The 21937-nt window shown below is 49.5% G+C and carries 20 protein-coding genes and 1 other RNA gene; 11 read left to right on the top strand and 10 right to left on the bottom strand.

All coding sequences use genetic code 11. The features are described 5' to 3' along the window. The first annotated feature begins 242 nt into the window (after positions 1-242). From ACJHYW_RS00970 to lpp, 3 genes are all read left to right on the top strand, one after another. Complete coding sequence (locus tag ACJHYW_RS00970; RefSeq protein WP_240806354.1) at positions 243-437, top strand: protein YnhH; 195 nt, start codon at positions 243-245, stop codon at positions 435-437. A gap of 7 nt (positions 438-444) precedes the next feature. Next, complete coding sequence (gene pykF, locus ACJHYW_RS00965; RefSeq protein ID WP_001295403.1) at positions 445-1857, top strand: pyruvate kinase PykF; 1413 nt, start codon at positions 445-447, stop codon at positions 1855-1857. A 310-nt stretch (positions 1858-2167) separates the two neighbouring features. Further along, positions 2168-2404: a murein lipoprotein Lpp gene (gene lpp, locus ACJHYW_RS00960; RefSeq protein ID WP_000648420.1), complete on the top strand. Its 237-nt coding sequence runs from the start codon at positions 2168-2170 to the stop codon at positions 2402-2404. A 63-nt stretch (positions 2405-2467) separates the two neighbouring features. On the opposite strand, the gene ldtE is transcribed toward lpp, so the two are convergent. The 10 genes from ldtE to ACJHYW_RS00910 all read right to left on the bottom strand — a co-directional run bounded on the left by ldtE (position 2468) and on the right by ACJHYW_RS00910 (position 13433). Further along, complete coding sequence (gene ldtE, locus ACJHYW_RS00955; protein WP_000817097.1) at positions 2468-3472, bottom strand: L,D-transpeptidase LdtE; 1005 nt, start codon at positions 3470-3472, stop codon at positions 2468-2470. A gap of 148 nt (positions 3473-3620) precedes the next feature. After that, complete coding sequence (gene sufE, locus ACJHYW_RS00950; protein ID WP_001196530.1) at positions 3621-4037, bottom strand: cysteine desulfuration protein SufE; 417 nt, start codon at positions 4035-4037, stop codon at positions 3621-3623. Between the two features lie 12 nt (positions 4038-4049). After that, positions 4050-5270: a cysteine desulfurase SufS gene (gene sufS, locus ACJHYW_RS00945; protein ID WP_000222526.1), complete on the bottom strand. Its 1221-nt coding sequence runs from the start codon at positions 5268-5270 to the stop codon at positions 4050-4052. Further along, a complete protein-coding gene (gene sufD / locus ACJHYW_RS00940) occupies positions 5267-6538 on the bottom strand; it encodes a Fe-S cluster assembly protein SufD (protein ID WP_000907976.1) in 1272 nt (423 codons plus the stop codon). Before sufD ends, sufS begins: the two co-directional genes overlap by 4 nt. Further along, positions 6513-7259 carry a Fe-S cluster assembly ATPase SufC gene (gene sufC / locus ACJHYW_RS00935; RefSeq protein WP_000948872.1) on the bottom strand — a complete coding sequence of 249 codons (747 nt, stop codon included), beginning with the start codon at positions 7257-7259 and terminating at the stop codon, positions 6513-6515. Before sufC ends, sufD begins: the two co-directional genes overlap by 26 nt. Before the next feature lie 9 nt (positions 7260-7268). Beyond that, complete coding sequence (gene sufB, locus ACJHYW_RS00930; RefSeq protein WP_001308677.1) at positions 7269-8756, bottom strand: Fe-S cluster assembly protein SufB; 1488 nt, start codon at positions 8754-8756, stop codon at positions 7269-7271. Positions 8757-8764: 8 nt separating this feature from the next. Beyond that, positions 8765-9133: a Fe-S cluster assembly scaffold SufA gene (gene sufA / locus ACJHYW_RS00925; protein WP_000367171.1), complete on the bottom strand. Its 369-nt coding sequence runs from the start codon at positions 9131-9133 to the stop codon at positions 8765-8767. Positions 9134-9681: 548 nt separating this feature from the next. Continuing rightward, on the bottom strand, positions 9682-9870 hold the full coding sequence (locus tag ACJHYW_RS00920) for a YdiH family protein (RefSeq protein ID WP_001296104.1): 189 nt from the start codon (positions 9868-9870) through the stop codon (positions 9682-9684). Positions 9871-9969: 99 nt separating this feature from the next. Next, on the bottom strand, positions 9970-10380 hold the full coding sequence (menI, locus tag ACJHYW_RS00915; protein WP_000637986.1) for a 1,4-dihydroxy-2-naphthoyl-CoA hydrolase: 411 nt from the start codon (positions 10378-10380) through the stop codon (positions 9970-9972). Beyond that, positions 10377-13433 carry an FAD-binding and (Fe-S)-binding domain-containing protein gene (locus ACJHYW_RS00910; RefSeq protein WP_061092685.1) on the bottom strand — a complete coding sequence of 1019 codons (3057 nt, stop codon included), beginning with the start codon at positions 13431-13433 and terminating at the stop codon, positions 10377-10379. Before ACJHYW_RS00910 ends, menI begins: the two co-directional genes overlap by 4 nt. A 388-nt stretch (positions 13434-13821) precedes the next feature. On the opposite strand from ACJHYW_RS00910, the gene ydiK reads away from it, so the two are divergent. The 8 genes from ydiK (at position 13822) to ACJHYW_RS00870 (ending at position 21933) form a co-directional block, all read left to right on the top strand. Further along, positions 13822-14934, top strand: a complete 1113-nt coding sequence (gene ydiK, locus ACJHYW_RS00905; RefSeq protein WP_000248622.1) for an AI-2E family transporter YdiK — start codon at positions 13822-13824, stop codon at positions 14932-14934. A 185-nt stretch (positions 14935-15119) separates the two neighbouring features. Then, positions 15120-15227: antisense sRNA RprA (gene rprA, locus ACJHYW_RS00900), an RNA gene on the top strand. Positions 15228-15362: 135 nt separating this feature from the next. Continuing rightward, a complete protein-coding gene (locus ACJHYW_RS00895) occupies positions 15363-15719 on the top strand; it encodes a YdiL family protein (RefSeq protein ID WP_001298235.1) in 357 nt (118 codons plus the stop codon). A 99-nt stretch (positions 15720-15818) separates the two neighbouring features. Beyond that, entirely contained in the window at positions 15819-17033 is a 1215-nt protein-coding gene (locus tag ACJHYW_RS00890; RefSeq protein ID WP_000795578.1) for an MFS transporter, read from the top strand. A gap of 226 nt (positions 17034-17259) precedes the next feature. Then, on the top strand, positions 17260-18525 hold the full coding sequence (locus ACJHYW_RS00885; RefSeq protein ID WP_001296106.1) for an MFS transporter: 1266 nt from the start codon (positions 17260-17262) through the stop codon (positions 18523-18525). Between the two features lie 11 nt (positions 18526-18536). Continuing rightward, positions 18537-19403, top strand: coding sequence for a quinate/shikimate dehydrogenase (ydiB, locus tag ACJHYW_RS00880; protein ID WP_000383485.1), 867 nt, complete (start codon positions 18537-18539; stop codon positions 19401-19403). A 30-nt stretch (positions 19404-19433) separates the two neighbouring features. Next, positions 19434-20192 (top strand): type I 3-dehydroquinate dehydratase, encoded by a 759-nt coding sequence (aroD, locus tag ACJHYW_RS00875; RefSeq protein WP_000860201.1) that lies wholly within the window; start codon positions 19434-19436, stop codon positions 20190-20192. A gap of 145 nt (positions 20193-20337) precedes the next feature. After that, the gene (locus ACJHYW_RS00870) at positions 20338-21933 is read left to right on the top strand and encodes an acyl CoA:acetate/3-ketoacid CoA transferase (protein ID WP_061092684.1); all 1596 of its coding nucleotides are present in this window, start codon (positions 20338-20340) and stop codon (positions 21931-21933) included. The last annotated feature ends 4 nt before the right edge of the window (positions 21934-21937 follow it).

The following is a 21937-nucleotide window of genomic DNA, read 5'->3' as shown; positions in this document are numbered from 1 at the left end:
TGAGCGATGATGTATTTATACACCGGATGAACTTTCACTTATCTTCACAGTGACAACCCCGGCACCAGACGTTGCGCAAACAGCGAAGTTTTTGCGTAACCTTTTCCCTGGAACGTTAAATCTTTGATAACAATTTATTGTCTAACAAGTTGTATATTTTTTGAAACGCTGTTTTTGTTTTCCTTTTGGATTAATTTCAGCGTATAATGCGCGCCAATTGACTCTTGAATGGTTTCAGCACTTTGGACTGTAGAACTCAACGACTCAAAAACAGGCACTCACGTTGGGCTGAGACACAAGCACACATTCCTCTGCACGCTTTTTCGATGTCACCTATCCTTAGAGCGAGGCACCACCACTTTCGTAATACCGGATTCGCTTTCCGGCAGTGCGCCCAGAAAGCAAGTTTCTCCCATCCTTCTCAACTTAAAGACTAAGACTGTCATGAAAAAGACCAAAATTGTTTGCACCATCGGACCGAAAACCGAATCTGAAGAGATGTTAGCTAAAATGCTGGACGCTGGCATGAACGTTATGCGTCTGAACTTCTCTCATGGTGACTATGCAGAACACGGTCAGCGCATTCAGAATCTGCGCAACGTGATGAGCAAAACTGGTAAAACCGCCGCTATCCTGCTTGATACCAAAGGTCCGGAAATCCGCACCATGAAACTGGAAGGCGGTAACGACGTTTCTCTGAAAGCGGGTCAGACCTTTACTTTCACTACTGATAAATCTGTTATCGGCAACAGCGAAATGGTTGCGGTAACGTATGAAGGTTTCACAACTGACCTGTCTGTTGGCAACACCGTACTGGTTGACGATGGTCTGATCGGTATGGAAGTTACTGCCATTGAAGGTAACAAAGTTATCTGTAAAGTGCTGAACAACGGCGACCTGGGTGAAAACAAAGGTGTGAACCTGCCTGGCGTTTCCATTGCCCTGCCAGCACTGGCTGAAAAAGACAAACAGGACCTGATCTTTGGTTGCGAACAAGGCGTAGACTTTGTCGCTGCTTCCTTTATTCGTAAGCGTTCTGACGTTATCGAAATCCGTGAGCACCTGAAAGCGCACGGCGGCGAAAACATCCACATCATCTCCAAAATCGAAAACCAGGAAGGCCTCAACAACTTCGACGAAATCCTCGAAGCCTCTGACGGCATCATGGTTGCGCGTGGCGACCTGGGTGTAGAAATCCCGGTAGAAGAAGTTATCTTCGCCCAGAAGATGATGATCGAAAAATGTATCCGTGCACGTAAAGTCGTTATCACTGCGACCCAGATGCTGGATTCCATGATCAAAAACCCACGCCCGACTCGCGCAGAAGCCGGTGACGTTGCAAACGCCATCCTCGACGGTACTGACGCAGTGATGCTGTCTGGTGAATCCGCAAAAGGTAAATACCCGCTGGAAGCGGTTTCTATCATGGCGACCATCTGCGAACGTACCGACCGCGTGATGAACAGCCGTCTCGAGTTCAACAATGACAACCGTAAACTGCGCATTACCGAAGCGGTATGCCGTGGTGCCGTTGAAACTGCTGAAAAACTGGATGCTCCGCTGATCGTGGTTGCCACCCAGGGCGGTAAATCTGCTCGAGCAGTACGTAAATACTTCCCGGATGCCACCATCCTGGCACTGACCACCAACGAAAAAACGGCTCATCAGTTGGTACTGAGCAAAGGCGTTGTGCCGCAGCTGGTTAAAGAGATCACTTCTACTGATGATTTCTACCGTCTGGGTAAAGAACTGGCTCTGCAGAGCGGTCTGGCACACAAAGGTGACGTTGTAGTTATGGTTTCTGGTGCACTGGTACCGAGCGGCACTACTAACACCGCATCTGTTCACGTCCTGTAATATTGCTTTTGTGAATTAATTTGTATATCGAAGCGCCCTGATGGGCGCTTTTTTTATTTAATCGATAACCAGAAGCAATAAAAAATCAAATCGGATTTCACTATATAATCTCACTTTATCTAAGATGAATCCGATGGAAGCATCCTGTTTTCTCTCAATTTTTTTATCTAAAACCCAGCGTTCGATGCTTCTTTGAGCGAACGATCAAAAATAAGTGCCTTCCCATCAAAAAAATATTCTCAACATAAAAAACTTTGTGTAATACTTGTAACGCTACATGGAGATTAACTCAATCTAGAGGGTATTAATAATGAAAGCTACTAAACTGGTACTGGGCGCGGTAATCCTGGGTTCTACTCTGCTGGCAGGTTGCTCCAGCAACGCTAAAATCGATCAGCTGTCTTCTGACGTTCAGACTCTGAACGCTAAAGTTGACCAGCTGAGCAACGACGTGAACGCAATGCGTTCCGACGTTCAGGCTGCTAAAGATGACGCAGCTCGTGCTAACCAGCGTCTGGACAACATGGCTACTAAATACCGCAAGTAATAGTACCTGTGAAGTGAAAAATGGCGCACATTGTGCGCCATTTTTTTTGCCTGCCATTTACCGCTACTGCGTCGCGCGTAACATATTCCCTTGCTCTGGTTCACCATTCTGCGCTGACTCTACTGAAGGCGTATTGCTGGCTGCGGGAGTTGCTCCACTGCTCACCGCAACCGGATACCCTGCCCGACGATACAACGCTTTATCGACTAACTTCTGATCTACAGCCTTATTGTCTTTAAATTGCGTAAAGCCTGCTGGCAGCGTGTATGGCATTGTCTGAACGTTCTGCTGTTCTTCTGCTGATAGTGGTCGATGTACTTCAACATAACGCATCCCGTTCGGTTCCACGGAATATTTCACCGGTTCGTTGATCACTTTCACCGGCGTTCCCGTCCGCACGCTGGAGAATAAGGCTTTAATATCCGGCGCATTCATGCGAATACAGCCCGAACTGACGCGCAAACCGACGCTGTCCGGCGCACTGGTGCCATGAATGAGGTATTCGCCATTACCATGCGCGAGGCGCAGTGCGTAACGTCCTAGTGGGTTATTTGGCCCGGCAGGAACGACTGGCGGTAATTTAATGCCACGCTCCAGCGAACGCTGACGAATGCCCGCCGTAGGCGTCCAGGTTGGGTTAGGGATTTTCTGCCCCACACGCGTTTCCATCACCGGCGTTTCCAGCCCCTGCAAACCAATACCAATCGGATAAACCTGCACGATATTTTCTCCCGGCGGATAATAATAAAGGCGCAGCTCTGCAAGGTTAACGATAATCCCCTGACGCGGCGCATCAGGTAATAACAGTTGCGAAGGAATAGTTATCGTCGTACCGGGTTTTGGCACCGGAGCGATAGTGTTATTAGCTTCAAGGATCAACATTGCCGCAGTATCAAAACGTCGGGCGATGGCCTGAAGGTTTTTATCCCCTTCTTGCACCGTATACGTTTGATTTTGCCCAACCAGTCGGCTTCCGGTTGGAGGTAGCGGATAATCAACCGCCCAGGCTGCCTGGATGGCGCTAAAAGCGCCGATAAGCGTGAGTGTAAGCAAAGACGCGCGTTTCATTGTAAACCTCCTGTATTTGCCGGAGACTCACGCTGAAACGTCGGATGGTGCTTATGTTCACCTGAAACCAAAACACTCCTGTGCAGGTCAGTGTAAACATTGACCATCCGGCAATGTGAGCCAACCGGATGAAAGCTGTCCCTTTAGTTTAGCTAAGTGCAGCGGCTTTGGCGCGAATTGCGCGAATCATCGCTTCCAGACCTTGTGAACGAGATGGGGTGAGATGTTGGGTGAGCGCCATTTTTTCAAACCACGGACGCACATCGAAATTGACAATATCCTGCGGCGTCATCTGATCGTAGAGAATAAAGACGACCGCAATAAGCCCTTTCACAATCGCCGCATCGCTGTCACCCTGCAATTCAATAATTCCCTGCGCATTCTGGCGCATGACAATCCACACCTGACTCTGGCAGCCCTGAATGCTATTTTGTGGGCTTCGGTCTTCGTCGCGTAATTCTGGCAGACGCTGGCCCAGCTCAATAATGTAGAGATATTTCTCTTCCCAGTTGGCGCAGCGTAAAAAATTACGCAGCAATTTTTCTTTATCCGGCAATAAAGCCATAGTGCCTCCCTGTTATCCCAGCAAACGGTGAATACGTTGCAGGCCGGTCACCAGACGATCCACTTCTTCATGGGTGTTATACATGGCCAGCGACGCCCGACACATAGCAGGGACGTTGTAATAGGCCATCAATGGCATTGCGCAGTGATGTCCGGTACGCACAGCAATGCCGTAGTTATCGAGAAAACTGCCAACATCATAGGCGTGGTGTTTACCGAGATTAAAAGCAATAACGCCAAGCCTGTTCTGCGGGCCATAGAGAGTGAGATCCGGTACAGATTCCAGCTGTGATAGCGCGTAGTGCATCAGATTCTGTTCATACTCGGCTATATTATTAAGCCCCAGCGCCGACACATACTCCAGCGCCGCGCCAAGACCAATGATGCCCCCGGTATTGGGTGTGCCGGCTTCAAACCGCCATGGTGCTTTGGTCCAGGTAGTCCCTTCACTCAGGCTGACGGTGGCGATCATAGAACCGCCCCCTTCCCACGGCGGCATCTCCTGCAACAAGGCTTCTTTGACATAAAGAATGCCAATTCCGGTAGGGCCATACAGTTTATGCCCGGAAAACACGTAAAAATCGCAATCCAGCGCCTGAACATCCACCGGATGATGCATCACCGCCTGAGCGCCATCCACCAGCACTTTTGCGCCATGTTGATGCGCAAGTGTGATCATTTCCGCCAGCGGATTTTCCGTTCCCAGCACGTTGGAGACATGAGTAATTGCCAGCAGGCGAGTTTTCTCATCGAACAGATTAGGTAGCATCTCCAGTTGCAGCGTACCGTCGGGGTTGAGAGGGATCACACGCAGCTCTGCGCCAACCCGTGCGCAAAGCATCTGCCAGGGGACAATGTTAGCGTGGTGCTCCATCTGACTGATGATGATGTTATCGCCCGCCCGCACATTGCTGTTACCCCAGCTATTGGCGACCAGATTGATCCCTTCCGTCGTGCCGCGGACGAACACCAGCTCTTCCGCCGAACGGGCATTAATAAACAGCGATGCCCGCTTGCGCACGTTCTCCATTTTCTCGGTCGCCTGGGCGCTTAAGGTATGAATACCGCGATGCACCGCCGCGTAGCCATGACGATAAAACTCAGCCTCGGCATCAATCACCTGGCTCGGTTTCTGCGCACTGGCGGCGCTGTCGAGATAAGCCAGCGGCAAACCGTTTACCTCACGCGAAAGCACCGGAAAGTCGGCCCGCACTTTGTCGACGGAATAAGTCATCTTGCACCTCCTGGCAGCCGTTGACCGATTCGGGCCAGCACCTGCTGTTTAAGCCCCTCATCACGCAGTGCTTCCGTCAGTTCAGCAGCAAAGGCGTAAATGATCATCTGCTGGGCATCCTGCTGATTGATCCCGCGCGAGCGCAGATAGAACATCTGTTCATCATCAATACGCCCCACCGTCGCGCCGTGGCTGCATTTCACATCATCTGCATAGATTTCCAGCTGCGGTTTCGTATCCACTTCCGCCAGTTTGCCCATCAGCAGATTATTGTTGGTCATCTGACCATCCGTTTTGATGGCGTGCTGCGCGACGTTGATCAAACCGTTAAATACCGCGCGGCCTTTGTCGCTGACGATAGTTTTATGCAACTGTCGACTGTTACAAAAACCTTTATTGTGTTCCAGCCAGGTACGGGTATCACACACCTCGTTTTTCACCGGCATCGCCAGGCTATTGATCCGCAGCGTGCTGTTTTCGCCATTGAGTTGCGTACTGGTGTTGTGTCGTAACACTGCGCCACCCAGCAGGAAACTGTGGCTAAATGCGGTGGCATCGTCAGCCAGCAACAAATCGTTATGGGCAAAGTGGTGACTGACCGGGTTTTCAAACGCCAGCTTGATATGCTGCAAGTGGGCGTTCGCTGCGACGTTGATAGTGAACCGTGCGCCGGTGAAGTGACGAGCGTCATTCAGGCTAACGAAATGCTCAATCACCGTCGCTTCGGCACCTTCCGCCAGATCCAGATGATGCCGGTAATGAGCTGTGTTCACCTCTTCACCTGCCACGCCCTGGGTGATATGCATTAACAGCAATGGCTTTGCCGGCCGTTGACCGCGCTTCACGGCGATATGCGTCACGCTTTGTGCCAGGCTTTCCGTCAAATGCAGAAACACTTCCGCCTGAATAGCGTCGGGTAACCCCTGACGGTCGTCGTTAATGCTCACTTCATATCCGCTGCCTTCAGTTGCATCGCTCAGCGCAGGCACGTAACGTCCATCGACAAACACCAGCCGCACGGCGTCTAACGTTAACGCTAAGGCATCACGCTGCTGTGGGGATATCTCTCCCGCATTGCTGACAAACCGGCTATTGGTCAGCCCTTCCAGCGGCGTATATTTCCAGTTTTCATGTTTACGTGTCGGCAGTCCGGTACGCAGCAATTGTTGTAAATGCTGCTGTGCTTGCGGGGAGCGTTTTGCACCCTCGGCTTCAAACAAATGATGCCACTGTTGCAGCGCGTTACTGCTGTTCGGTAAGCCAGCCATAACCCTGCTCCTCCAGTTGTTTGACCAACGTGAAATCACCGGATTTCACAATTCGTCCCTGATACAGCACATGGACGTAATCAGGCTTGATGTAGTCGAGAATGCGTTGGTAGTGCGTAACAATGATGAATGAACGCTTGCCGTCACGCAGCGAGTTCACGCCATCGGCAACCACTTTTAATGCGTCAATATCCAGCCCGGAGTCCGACTCATCAAGAATGCATAACTCCGGTTCCAGCACCGCCATTTGCAAAATATCGTTGCGCTTTTTCTCGCCGCCGGAAAAACCAACGTTTACCGAACGGGTTAATAAATCCTCCGGCATCTTCAGGAGAGCGATTTTCTCTTCCATCAAATCCTGAAAATCAAAGCGGTCGAGCGTTTCCTGGCCGCGATAGCTGCGCACCGCATTAAGTGCCGTTTGCAGGAAAAACTGGTTACTGACGCCGGGAATTTCCACCGGATACTGGAAGGCCATAAAGATGCCTTCACCTGCACGATCTTCCGGCGACAGCGCAAGCAAATCTTTGCCTTTGAACTCAACCGTGCCGCCCGTCACCTCATAATCTTCTCGCCCGGCAAGCGTTGCCGATAAGGTACTTTTGCCAGAACCGTTTGGCCCCATAATGGCGTGAACTTCGCCGGGACGAACGTCGAGGCTTAATCCACGCAGGATAGCTTTATCTTCCACGCTGACGTGTAAATCTTTAATACTTAACATGTTTATTCCTTATCCGACGCTGTGTTCAAGACTGATGGCGAGGAGTTTTTGTGCTTCAACGGCAAATTCCAGCGGCAGTTCTGAGAACACGTCTTTGCAGAAACCGTTAACAATCATCGAGATGGCGTCTTCTTCGCTGATCCCGCGTTGCAGGCAGTAAAACAGTTGATCTTCACCAATACGTGATGTCGTTGCCTCGTGCTCCAGTTGTGCGCTGTTATTGCGACATTCGACATACGGGAAGGTATGCGCCCCACAATTAGCGCCAATCAGCATTGAGTCGCACTGAGTGAAATTGCGCGCATTGGTTGCCGTCGGCATGATTTTCACTAAGCCGCGATAACTGTTCTGACTATGTCCGGCAGAGATCCCTTTCGAGATAATGGTCGATTTGGTGTTTTTACCGATGTGGATCATCTTGGTGCCGGTATCCGCTTGCTGATGACCGCTGGTCAGTGCCACTGAGTAAAACTCACCAATGGAGTTATCGCCGCGCAAAATGCAGCTGGGATATTTCCACGTAATCGCTGACCCGGTTTCTGATTGCGTCCATGACATTTTGCTGTTTTCGCCTTCGCACAAAGCACGCTTGGTGACGAAGTTGAGAATACCGCCGGTGTTGTTATCACCAGGGAACCAGTTTTGTACCGTGGAATATTTCACCTCGGCGTTTTTATGGATGATGACTTCCACCACCGCCGCGTGTAACTGATAGCTGTCACGCACCGGAGCGGAACAGCCTTCAATGTAGCTGACGTAGCTGTCTTCGTCGGCCACCAGAATGGTGCGCTCAAACTGCCCGGTTTTTTCCGCGTTAATACGAAAATAGGTGGAAAGTTCCATCGGGCAGCGCACGCCTTTAGGCACATAAATAAACGTACCGTCAGAGGCTACCGCCGCATTAAGTGCGGCAAAGAAGTTGTCATTCCCCGGCACCACGGTGCCGAGATATTTACGCACCAGTTCCGGGTGATCGTGGATCGCCTCGCCAAAGGAACAGAAAATAATTCCCTGCTCCGCCAGTTTTTCGCGATAAGTGGTGGCAACCGAAACAGAGTCGAAAATGGCATCCACCGCCACCTCTTTGCCTTCCCGCACGGGAACGCCCAACTGCTCAAACGCCGCCTCCACCTCTTTACTTAAAAAGGCGTTCGCGCCAGTTTGCTGCACCGCGCCGGGTTCAGACGCGCAGTTGTCGTCACAATTACCGCACGATGGTGCTGAGTAGTAGCTGTAATCCTGATAATTCAGCTTGTCGTAGTGCGCTTTCAACCAGTGCGGTTCTTCCATCTCCAGCCATGCGCGATAGGCGTTGAGACGAAACTCCAGCATCCACTCCGGCTCATTACGCTTCGCCGAAATTGCGCGCACCACCTCTTCGTTTATCCCCTTTGCCAGCTCATCGGTGGCTAACTGGGTGAAGAATCCTTCTTTATAATTCAGCGGGCCGCCGGTCCAGGTTTTGACATCGTCAGTTGCTTCAGTATTACGAGACATAGTACCGCCTATACCCCAAAGCTTTCGCCACAGCCACATTCATTCTGGGCTTTAGGGTTGTGAAATTTGAATATCTGATTAAGTCCTTCACGAACGAAATCGACTTCCGTGCCATCAATAAACGGCATCGCTTGCAGCGGGACAAACAGCTTCGCGCCGTCGTGTTCAAACAGCAGATCGTCTTTGTCCGGCTCGCTAACACTGTCGAGCACATAGCCAAAGCCCGCGCAGCCCGTTTGCTTCACGCCTAAGCGCACGCCGACCATACCCGGCTGCTTTGCCACCAGCTCGCGGATGTGGACAGCGGCTGCGGGTGTCAGCGTTAAGCCCTGCCAGGCGAAATCCTGTGGATTAAAGGTTCCTGAATGCATGTCCATCGATTTACCTCACTTCATCGCTTTCAGCGTATAACAGCATGTTAGTGATAATGATTATCACTTCAACCCAGCAAACGCAGGGGCTTTACCGTAAAACATGCTTTTTTCCTGCTTTTAATAAGCATAGACCCTGATGTGTGGGTTAACAGGCACGCTAAGAATTAGGTATCTCATTGTTAGATAATGATTATTATCTAAGGAGCATTAAGGCTGTGATGAAAAAGAAAAAGTTGTATTGAAAATGACTATTTAAGAGATAGGTAAAAAAGTGCAGCGTTCAGAAATAAGAAAACCCTTAAGTCTGTGCGACACAGACTTAAGGGTTTCTACCCCATCCGGCGCTTATCTCCGGCACTCTCAGTGGCTTAGCTCTTGAAGGGGCGATAAGAATAATCTCATAAAGCTAACCCGCCGTTTTAACACAAACTGCGATTAGTATTATTTTTGAACAATATCAGGCGGGTAGATAAGCAGTATTAAGAAGGTTATCGAACCTGGACGGAGGTTAATCCAGGTCGATTTGGCGAAATTGCGGCATTAAGTCAGGATCAATGCACGCCCAGACGCCAGGCAAAGTAGATTTCTTCTTTTAATTCAGCAGAAGAGAGAGTAAGCAGGTCAGCAAATTCAAGTTCTAGTTGTTTCAGACGTTTGAGATATTGGGCAGGTGAAAGATTGCTCTGGTCACGGCGTAAAAATTCAATGGCCAGCTGGGTGGGATCAAGTTGAGTAGACATAGCATCCTCGCTTTTAGACAAGACCTGCACAGTATACCACCGTTTACTGTGCAGATAATGACCAAAAGCAATATGCGTCACACTTTTCTGGTGACAACGTCACAAAATGGCGGTCGTTAATCGTGACGAACAGCACAAACGCCCTTTCTCATCGAAGATTTCAATCTGCCAGACCTGGTGACGCGAACCGAGATGCAACGGTTTGCATACGCCGCGCACCCGCCCTTCTCGTGCCGAGCGGACGTGGTTAGCATTGATTTCCAGACCAACCACCTTTTGCTCACCTTCGGTACATAAATAACCGGCAACGGAACCGATACTTTCGGCCAGCACCACAGACGCGCCTCCATGCAGCAACCCGAAAGGCTGCTTTGTCCGCGAGTCTACTGGCATTGTCGCTTCAAGGGTGTCATCACCAATATGTTCAAAGCGAATATCCAGCAACCCCACCATGTTTCCTTCACCCATGGCATTCAGTGCTTCCAGGGTGATTTTTCGTTTCCATATCATTTAATAATCTCCAGTAAAGCCTGCACAGGATGGCGTACCCCCGTGCCTTCGACCCGTTTTACCTGGCTACGGCAGGAATATCCGGTCGCCAGACAGCGATTACGCGGCAGTCGCTGCATCGCCTGATGCCAGGATAACTCATAGATCCCGAGCGAATTTTTATGGTTTTTCGCTTCATGTCCGTAAGTCCCTGCCATGCCACAGCAACCCACGCTGACATTTTCCAGTTTCGCGCCAAAACGGGCAAATATCGCGGCCCATTGTGCTGGCGCGCCCGGCAAAGCGGTAACTTCGGTACAGTGACCAAAGAAATACCATGATTCACCGCTGACTGTAGCCACTGGCTGTGAGTCAAGTGCGCTTGCCAGCCATTCATTCGCCAGTAAGACGTTAAACTCGCCACGTTCCTCGCCCAGCGCCAGTTTATATTCATCGCGATAACAAAGTACCAGCGCCGGATCGACGCCCACCATTGGCATCCCCAGCTTCGCCATACGGTTGAGGAAATCCGCCGTCTTTTTCGCCGTCTTCGCAAAACGATTAAGAAAGCCTTTGATATGCTGGGCTTTGCCATTTGGCGAAAATGGCAGTAACACAGGCTGGAAACCTAATTTTTCAACCAGACGGACAAAATCCGCCACCACTTGCGCATCGTAATAGCTGGTAAAGGGGTCCTGCACCACCAACACTGTGCGCGCTTTCTGCTCTGCATTGAGAGCTTCAAGCTGTTCCAGCGTCATATTCGCCGAGCGATGCCCCACCATTTGTTGTTGTAGCGAGGGGACTGACAGCAGTGGCAAATCAACCATGCCGATATGTTTTTCCGAGAGTTTGCGCACCAGCGGCTGGTTAATGAAGAAGTTAAAGGTTTTCGGCGCGCGTGCCATCAGCGGTGCGTAGCTCTCGACCGTAGCAACGAGGTGGTCACGAAGCGGGCGTAAATAACGGGTGTGATAGAGCTGCAGAAAACGAGAGCGAAACTCCGGCACATCAATTTTGATGGGGCACTGGGTCGAACACGCTTTACAGGCCAGACAGCCCGACATTGCCTCTTTGACTTCGTGTGAGAAGTCGTATTCGCCTTTATTCGCATGCCAGCTATTGCGCGTGCGGGCAATTAACGTCCGTAAACTGACGCCGGATTCAGGCAGTTCTTGTTCCAGTTTGAGTGGGTCAACGCCGCGATCCGCCAACAAACGCAGCCATTCACGCACCAGCGTTGCGCGCCCTTTCGGTGAATGAATCCGGTTCTGGGTGATCTTCATCGACGGACACATCGGACTACGGGCATCAAAGTTGAAGCATAAACCGTTGCCGTTACACTCCATTGCCCCGCGCCACTGCTGGCGTACCGCGATGGGGATCTGTCGGTCATATGTGCCACGCTTCACCGCGTCCACTTTCATCATCGGCGCATCGAGACCTTCTGGCGGGCAAATCTTCCCGGGGTTGAGTCGGTTATGCGGGTCAAATGCCGCTTTCACTTTACGCAGTTCTGCAAAAAGTTCCTCACCGAAAAACGCCGGGCTGTATTCGGCGCGAAAACCTTTGCCGTGCTCGCCCCACAACAAACCACCGTATTTCGCAGTCAACGCCACTACATCATCAGAGATTTGCTTCATCAAAATCTCTTGTTGTGGATCGCACATATCCAGCGCCGGACGGACGTGCAAGACACCTGCATCGACGTGACCGAACATACCGTAGCTTAAGCCGTGGCTGTCGAGCAGCGCGCGAAATTCAGCAATATAATCGGCCAGATGTTCCGGCGGTACGCAGGTATCCTCAGCAAACGGAATTGGCTTGGCTGCTCCTTTGGCATTACCGAGCAGGCCGACAGCTTTTTTGCGCATCGCATAGATACGTTCAACACCTGCCAGCTCACTGCATACCTGCCAGCCGATCACACCTGCCTGTTGGCTGGCAATCAGCTCATCAAGCCGCACACAGAGTGCATTAACTCGCTCGTCAATCAGCGCCTCATCATCACCAGCAAATTCCACAATGTTCAGCCCGAGCATTTCTTTGTCAGGTACATCGGTAATCAACTCGCTGACGGAATGCCAGACAATATCTTCCCGCGCCAGATTCAGCACTTTTGAGTCCACCGTCTCTACCGAAAGCGCCCGCGCCTCAACCATAAACGGCGCGTTACGCAGCGCAGAGTCAAAAGAGTCATATTTGACGTTCACCAGACGCCGCACTTTAGGCAAGCGCGTAATATCCAGCCGCGCTTCGGTAATAAAGGCCAGCGTCCCTTCTGAACCCGTCAGAATGCGCGTCAGATCGAACTCGGTCATCTCATCGTTAAAGACATGACGCAGATCGTAACCGGTAAGAAAGCGGTTAAGTTTGGGGAAGTTGTCGATGATTAACTGGCGTTGCTGACGGCAACGTTGATAAACCGTGTTATAAATTCGCCCGATTGTGGTATTGGATTTACCCAGCGTTTCCGCCAGTTCGACGGGTAAAGGTTGCGTATCGAGAATATCGCCCCCCAACAACACCGCGCGTACGCCAAGTACGTGATCTGACGTTTTGCCATAGACCAGCGATCCCTGACCGGATGCATCGGTATTGATCATCCCGCCGAGCGTTGCCCGGTTGCTGGTCGAAAGCTCCGGCGCAAAAAAGTAGCCGAACGGTTTCAGGTACTGATTGAGTTGGTCTTTTATCACCCCTGCCTCAACGCGCACCCAGCCCTCTTCAGGGTTAATTTCGATGATGCGGTTCATATGGCGGGACATATCAACAATAATCCCCTGGTTGAGCGCCTGACCGTTAGTGCCGGTGCCGCCGCCTCGGGGGGTAAAGATCAGCGATGAATAGCGTTCCTGCGCGGCAAGACGGGCGATCAGCGCCACATCTGCGGTTGAACGCGGAAATACCACCGCATCGGGGAGAAGTTGGTAAATACTGTTGTCGGTCGACATTGTCAAACGATCGGCATAACTTGTCGCCGTATCGCCGGTAAAACCTTGTTGCTCCAGCTCTTGCAAAAAATTAAGCACCAGTTGAACGACGCCGGGTGCCTGGGAAATCTGTGGAATCATTATATTGACCCTTTCCTGCGGTCTGTGATGTAGGTCGATACACTGTTCTTTCAGGCTGCTGCAATAGCGCACTGAAAGGTGATGTTTGTTTACTCTATGGATTTCGTGTTGCAGGAAGGCGGCAAGCGAGTGAACTCCAGGAGCTTACAATAGTAAGTGACTGGGGTGAACGAACGTAGCCGCAGCACATGCAATTTGAAATACGACGAGTAAATCGTTTGCGTGTTGCCTGAGTTGTTGTACCACATTTTTTTCTAACACGCCCATCAGAATTAAGGGCAGAATCGGCCTGTTAAAAACCGCTGAAATTGCTCATCATTATGCAGGTGAGTTTCGCGTGTTCACGTCGCGTCGACGATTTGACGCACAAAAAAGGTGAAAAGTAGTTATGGTAAATGTTCGTCAGCCCAGGGATGTCGCACAAATTCTGCTTTCGGTGCTCTTTTTAGCCATCATGATTGTGGCATGTCTGTGGATTGTACAACCCTTTATTCTCGGCTTTGCATGGGCTGGTACGGTGGTTATCGCCACCTGGCCGGTATTGTTACGTTTGCAAAAGTTCATGTTTGGTCGCCGCTCTCTCGCCGTTCTGGTGATGACGCTGTTATTAGTGATGGTGTTTATCATCCCTATTGCCTTGCTGGTTAACAGTATCGTCGACGGCAGCGGCCCGCTAATTAAAGCCATTTCCAGCGGTGACATGACGTTACCCGATCTGGCGTGGCTTAATACCATTCCGGTGATTGGCGCGAAGCTGTATGCAGGCTGGCACAACTTGCTGGATATGGGGGGGACGGCGATCATGGCGAAAGTCCGTCCTTATATTGGCACCACCACCACCTGGTTCGTTGGGCAGGCGGCGCATATCGGGCGCTTTATGGTGCATTGTGCGCTGATGCTTCTCTTCAGTGCCCTGCTGTACTGGCGCGGTGAACAGGTGGCACAAGGCATTCGCCATTTTGCAACCCGTCTGGCAGGCGTTCGCGGTGATGCTGCTGTGCTACTGGCGGCACAGGCTATCCGCGCGGTGGCGCTGGGTGTGGTGGTGACGGCGTTAGTACAGGCAGTGCTTGGCGGTATCGGCCTCGCCGTATCCGGCGTACCTTATGCAACTTTGCTCACGGTGTTAATGATCCTCTCCTGCCTTGTCCAGCTTGGACCGTTGCCGGTACTGATTCCGGCGATTATCTGGCTCTACTGGACCGGTGATACCACCTGGGGAACGGTATTGTTAGTGTGGAGCGGTGTGGTTGGCACGCTGGATAACGTCATCCGCCCAATGTTAATTCGCATGGGTGCCGATTTACCGCTGATCCTGATCCTCTCTGGTGTTATTGGTGGTTTGATTGCTTTCGGGATGATCGGCCTGTTTATTGGTCCGGTTCTGTTAGCCGTTTCCTGGCGTCTTTTTGCCGCGTGGGTGGAAGAAGTCCCACCGCCGACGGACCAACCGGAAGAAATTCTCGAAGAACTTGGCGAAATCGAGAAATCGAATAAGTAATTTCTCATCAGGCGGCTCTGCCGCCTGATTGTTAACCCCTGCTAATTGATATTTGCTTGCTCTTCCCCATATTTTCCTGCTTACCGCCATTCAGCTGGTAGTACCTGTCGCAAATTCTTTACAGTTTTTAAACTAATGAGACGAATCTGATCGACGCAAAAAGTCCGTATGCCTACTATTAGCTCACGGTTATAAATCAACATATTGATTTATAAGCATGGAAATCCCCTGAGTGAAACAACGAATTGCTGTGTGTAGTCTTTGCCCATCTCCCACGATGGGCTTTTTTTTAACATTTTTCCGCTTTGCTATCTCGCCCCTCACTCTTTCCAATAATGTTGCACAAGATACTGTGACTCTCTTCAAGCCGTCAGCAGGCTGATAATGTTATTTATATTTTATTGTTTATTTCATGCAGCCATTACACGATGAACGCTTATGAACTCCAGGCACTTCGCCATATTTTTGCCATGACTATTGATGAATGCGCTACCTGGATTGCCCAGACCGGTAACAGTGAAAGCTGGCGTCAGTGGGAAAATGGCAAATGCGCCATTCCTGATTGTGTAGTCGAGCAACTGTTGGCTATGCGTCAGCAACGAAAAAAACATCTTCATGCCATCATAGAGAAAATAAATAACCGCATCGGCAACAACACCATGCGTTTTTTCCCCGACTTAACCGCGTTTCAACAAGTCTACCCTGATGGCAATTTTATTGACTGGAAGATCTATCAATCGGTAGCCGCTGAATTATATGCACACGATCTGGAGCGGCTTTGTTAATTTCTCCACAGAAAGGAATTGTCGTTGTTACAACAATAATGAACGGATACTGACACAACATCGCTACACTTTTTAAAGCACCTTTGCTAAGTAGAACCTATGAAAAATCCCTATTACCCTACCGCACTTGGGTTGTATTTTAATTACCTGGTGCATGGTATGGGCGTCATTTTGATGAGCCTGAATATGGCCTCGCTGGAGACGCTTTGGCAGACTAATGCCGCGGGCGTCTCGATAGTTATCTCATCACTGGGCATTGGTCGATTAAGTGTCTTGCTTTTTGCAGGATTATTATCCGATCGCTTTGGTCGCCGCCCTTTTATCATGCTCGGGATGTGCTGCTATATGGCCTTCTTTTTTGGCATCCTGCACACCAATAACATCATTATCGCTTATGTTTTTGGCTTTCTGGCGGGAATGGCAAACAGTTTTCTCGATGCAGGCACCTATCCCAGTTTGATGGAAGCTTTTCCACGCTCACCGGGTACAGCCAATATTTTAATTAAAGCATTTGTTTCCAGCGGACAATTTTTATTACCGCTAATTATCAGCCTGTTAGTGTGGGCTGAACTGTGGTTCGGTTGGTCCTTTATGATTGCCGCAGGCATTATGTTTATTAACGCTCTGTTTTTATACCGTTGTACGTTCCCACCCCATCCGGGTCGTCACTTACCTGTCATAAAGAAAACCACCAGCTCTACGGAACATCGCTGTTCAATTATCGATTTAGCCAGTTATTCCCTATATGGCTATATCTCAATGGCAACGTTTTATCTGGTTAGCCAGTGGCTGGCACAATACGGACAATTTGTCGCTGGCATGTCATACACCATGTCGATCAAATTACTCAGTATCTACACCGTGGGTTCGCTGCTGTGTGTATTTATTACTGCTCCACTCATTCGTAATACCGTTCGCCCAACAACATTACTGATGCTGTACACCTTTATCTCATTTATCGCCCTGCTCACCGTCTGCCTGCATCCCACATTTTATGTGGTGATAATATTTGCTTTCGTCATCGGTTTTACCTCCGCAGGCGGTGTTGTACAAATTGGCCTGACATTAATGGCGGAACGTTTTCCCTACGCTAAAGGAAAAGCAACGGGGATCTATTACAGTGCGGGCAGCATTGCAACATTTACCATTCCGTTGATTACGGCTCATCTTTCGCAAAGAAGTATTGCCGATATTATGTGGTTCGATACCGCCATCGCGGCTATCGGCTTTATACTGGCACTGTTTATTGGCTTACGCAGTCGCAAAGAAACGCGGCATCACACGCTAAAGGAAAATATCGCTCCGGGTGGGTAATGCAATATTCTTTTCAGGTCATGTAAGATCTTATGGATAAATAACTCTTTCTGCGCTAACTAAGGAAAATCGCGATCAAAAACAAACTATGACATGCAATATTCCTGGAAACATAAACTTTATGCCATGTACCCAGGGAAAATCATCTTCAGTATAGTAATTATGTAAACCGTCGGAGAACAATACGTACGGTAACGAAATTATCTTTCAGCAAGGAGCTGTGAAAATGTCTCAAAATAAGGCTTTCAGCACGCCATTTATCCTGGCTGTTCTTTGTATTTACTTCAGCTATTTCCTGCACGGTATTAGTGTTATTACGCTTGCCCAAAATATGACATCTCTGGCAGAAAAGTTTTCCACTGACAACGCGGGCATTGCCTATTTAATTTCCGGTATCGGTTTGGGGCGATTGATCAGTATTTTATTCTTCGGTGTGATCTCCGATAAGTTTGGTCGTCGGGCGGTGATATTAATGGCAGTAATAATGTATCTGCTATTCTTCTTTGGTATCCCTGCTTGCCCGAATTTAACTCTCGCCTACTGTCTGGCAGTGTGCGTAGGTATCGCTAACTCAGCGCTGGATACGGGTGGCTACCCCGCGCTCATGGAATGCTTTCCGAAAGCCTCTGGTTCGGCGGTCATACTGGTTAAAGCGATGGTGTCATTCGGGCAAATGTTCTACCCAATGCTGGTGAGCTATATGTTGCTCAATAACATCTGGTACGGCTATGGGCTGATTATTCCGGGTATTCTGTTTGTACTGATCACACTGATGCTGTTGAAAAGCAAATTCCCCAGCCAGTTGGTGGACGCCAGCGTAGCTAATGAATTACCGCAAATGAACAGCAAACCGTTAGTCTGGCTGGAAGGTGTTTCATCAGTACTGTTCGGTGTAGCCGCATTCTCGACCTTTTATGTGATTGTGGTGTGGATGCCCAAATATGCGATGGCTTTTGCTGGTATGTCAGAAGCTGAGGCATTAAAAACCATCTCTTATTACAGTATGGGTTCGCTGGTCTGTGTCTTTATTTTTGCCGCACTGCTGAAAAAAATGGTCCGGCCCATCTGGGCTAATGTATTTAACTCTGCACTGGCAACAATAACAGCTGCCATTATCTACCTGTACCCTTCTCCATTGGTGTGTAATGCCGGAGCCTTTGTTATCGGTTTCTCAGCAGCTGGCGGCATTTTACAGCTCGGCGTTTCGGTCATGTCAGAGTTTTTCCCCAAAAGCAAAGCCAAAGTCACCAGTATATATATGATGATGGGTGGACTGGCTAACTTTGTTATTCCGCTGATTACCGGTTATCTGTCGAACATCGGCCTGCAATATATCATTGTTCTCGATTTTACTTTCGCGCTGCTGGCCCTGATTACCGCAATTATTGTTTTTATCCGCTATTACCGCGTTTTCATTATTCCTGAAAATGATGTGCGGTTTGGCGAGCATAAATTTAGCACCCGGTTAAACACAATTAAGCATAGAGGTTAAAGGAGTTAATTATGGATGTTACCGCAAAATACGAATTGATTGGGTTGATGGCCTATCCCATCCGCCACAGTTTATCGCCTGAAATGCAGAATAAAGCCTTAGAAAAAGCGGGATTGCCATTTACCTATATGGCCTTTGAAGTGGATAACGATACTTTTCCCGCAGCAATTGAAGGATTAAAAGCCCTCAAAATGCGTGGAACTGGTGTGTCGATGCCGAACAAACAACTGGCGTGTGAATATGTTGATGAATTAACGCCAGCGGCCAAACTGGTGGGTGCAATCAACACCATCGTTAATGATGATGGCTATCTGCGTGGCTATAACACCGACGGCACGGGTCATATTCGCGCCATTAAAGAGAGCGGTTTTGATATCAAAGGCAAAACGATGGTGCTATTAGGGGCCGGTGGTGCCTCAACGGCAATTGGCGCGCAGGGGGCAATTGAAGGTTTAAAAGAAATTAAACTCTTTAACCGTCGGGATGAGTTCTTCGATAAAGCCCTCGCCTTCGCGCAGCGGGTTAACGAAAACACCGATTGCGTCGTGACAGTCACCGATCTCGCCGATCAGCAAGCCTTTGCTGAAGCCCTGGCTTCCGCCGACATTTTAACCAATGGCACCAAAGTGGGTATGAAACCCCTTGAGAATGAATCATTGGTTAATGATATCAGTCTGTTACATCCGGGACTTCTGGTCACTGAATGCGTGTATAACCCGCATATGACGAAGTTATTGCAGCAGGCGCAACAAGCGGGTTGCAAAACGATTGATGGATACGGCATGTTGTTGTGGCAAGGGGCTGAACAGTTCACGTTATGGACTGGCAAAGATTTCCCTCTGGAATATGTTAAACAGGTCATGGGGTTCGGTGCCTGACAGGCTGACCGCGTGCAGAAAGGGTAAAAAATGAAAACCGTAACTGTAAAAGATCTCGTCATTGGTACGGGCGCACCTAAAATCATCGTCTCGCTGATGGCGAAAGATATCGCCAGCGTGAAATCCGAAGCTCTCGCCTATCGTGAAGCGGACTTTGATATTCTGGAATGGCGTGTGGACCACTATGCCGACCTCTCCAATGTGGAGTCTGTCATGGCGGCAGCAAAAATTCTCCGTGAAACCATGCCAGAAAAACCGCTGCTGTTTACCTTCCGCAGTGCCAAAGAAGGCGGCGAGCAGGCGATTTCCACCGAGGCTTATATTGCACTCAATCGTGCAGCCATCGACAGTGGCCTGGTTGATATGATCGATCTGGAGTTATTTACCGGCGATGATCAGGTTAAAGAAACCGTCGCCTACGCCCACGCGCATGATGTGAAAGTTGTCATGTCCAACCATGACTTCCATAAAACGCCGGAAGCCGAAGAAATCATTGCCCGTCTGCGCAAAATGCAGTCCTTCGACGCCGATATTCCTAAGATTGCGCTGATGCCGCAAAGTACCAGCGATGTGCTGACGTTGCTTGCCGCGACCCTGGAGATGCAGGAGCAGTATGCCGATCGTCCAATCATCACGATGTCGATGGCAAAAACTGGCGTAATTTCTCGTCTGGCTGGTGAAGTATTTGGGTCGGCGGCAACTTTTGGTGCGGTAAAAAAAGCCTCTGCGCCAGGGCAAATCTCGGTAAATGATTTGCGTACGGTATTAACTATTTTACATCAGGCATAAGCAATAATATTTCGGCGGGAATACCCTCCCCCGCCGAACTAAAAAAAGTATTTTTAACCGTATTTAATAAAAATATTTCGTGAGTCTCTGTGCGCTAATTCTCCATCTGGCGTAGGGAAAATCACACCTGAATCAGGAATTAACAATGAAACCTGTAAAACCACCTCGTATTAATGGACGAGTGCCGGTCCTGTCGGCACAGGAAGCGGTGAATTATATTCCCGACGAAGCAACACTTTGTGTGTTAGGCGCTGGCGGCGGTATTCTGGAAGCCACCACGTTAATTACTGCTCTTGCTGATAAATATAAACAGACTCAAACACCACGTAATTTATCGATTATTAGTCCAACAGGGCTTGGCGATCGCGCCGACCGTGGCATTAGTCCGCTGGCACAAGAAGGTCTGGTGAAATGGGCATTATGCGGTCACTGGGGACAATCGCCGCGTATTTCTGATCTCGCAGAACAAAATAAAATTATTGCTTATAACTATCCACAAGGTGTACTTACACAAACCTTACGCGCCGCCGCAGCCCACCAGCCTGGTATTATTAGTGATATTGGCATCGGAACATTTGTCGATCCACGCCAGCAAGGCGGCAAACTGAATGAAGTCACTAAAGAAGACCTGATTAAACTGGTCGAGTTTGATAACAAAGAATATCTCTATTACAAATCGATTGCGCCAGATATCGCCTTCATTCGCGCTACCACCTGCGACAGCGAAGGCTACGCCACTTTTGAAGATGAGGTGATGTATCTCGACGCATTGGTTATTGCTCAGGCGGTGCACAATAACGGCGGTATTGTGATGATGCAGGTGCAGAAAATGGTTAAGAAAGCCACGCTGCATCCTAAATCTGTCCGTATTCCGGGTTATCTGGTGGATATTGTGGTGGTCGATCCGGATCAAACCCAGCTGTATGGCGGTGCGCCGGTTAACCGCTTTATTTCTGGTGACTTCACTCTTGATGACAGCACCAAACTTAGCCTGCCCCTAAACCAACGTAAATTAGTTGCGCGGCGCGCATTATTCGAAATGCGCAAAGGCGCAGTGGGGAATGTCGGCGTCGGTATTGCTGACGGCATTGGCCTGGTCGCCCGGGAAGAAGGTTGTGCTGATGACTTTATTCTGACGGTAGAAACAGGTCCGATTGGCGGTATTACTTCACAGGGGATCGCCTTTGGCGCGAACGTGAATACCCGTGCCATTCTGGATATGACGTCCCAGTTTGATTTTTATCACGGTGGTGGTCTGGATGTTTGTTATTTGAGTTTTGCTGAAGTCGACCAGCACGGTAACGTCGGCGTGCATAAATTCAATGGTAAAATCATGGGCACCGGTGGATTTATTGATATCAGTGCCACTTCGAAGAAAATCGTGTTCTGCGGCACATTAACTGCGGGCAGTTTAAAAACAGAAATTACCGACGGCAAATTAAATATCGTCCAGGAAGGACGGGTGAAGAAATTTATTCGGGAACTACCGGAAATAACTTTCAGCGGAAAAATCGCTCTCGAGCGAGGGCTGGATGTTCGTTATATCACTGAGCGCGCTGTATTCACGTTAAAAGAAGACGGCCTGCATTTAATCGAAATCGCTCCTGGCGTCGATTTACAAAAAGATATTCTCGACAAAATGGATTTCACCCCAGTGATTTCGCCAGAACTCAAACTGATGGACGAAAGATTATTTATCGATGCGGCGATGGGTTTTGTCCTGCCTGAAGCGGCTCATTAACAGG

The organism is Escherichia sp. WS3063 (genome assembly GCF_046486595.1).
Lineage (GTDB): Bacteria > Pseudomonadota > Gammaproteobacteria > Enterobacterales > Enterobacteriaceae > Escherichia > Escherichia coli.
Note: the sequence above shows the minus strand (reverse complement) of the source record. Positions and strands in the feature narration are given on the sequence as shown.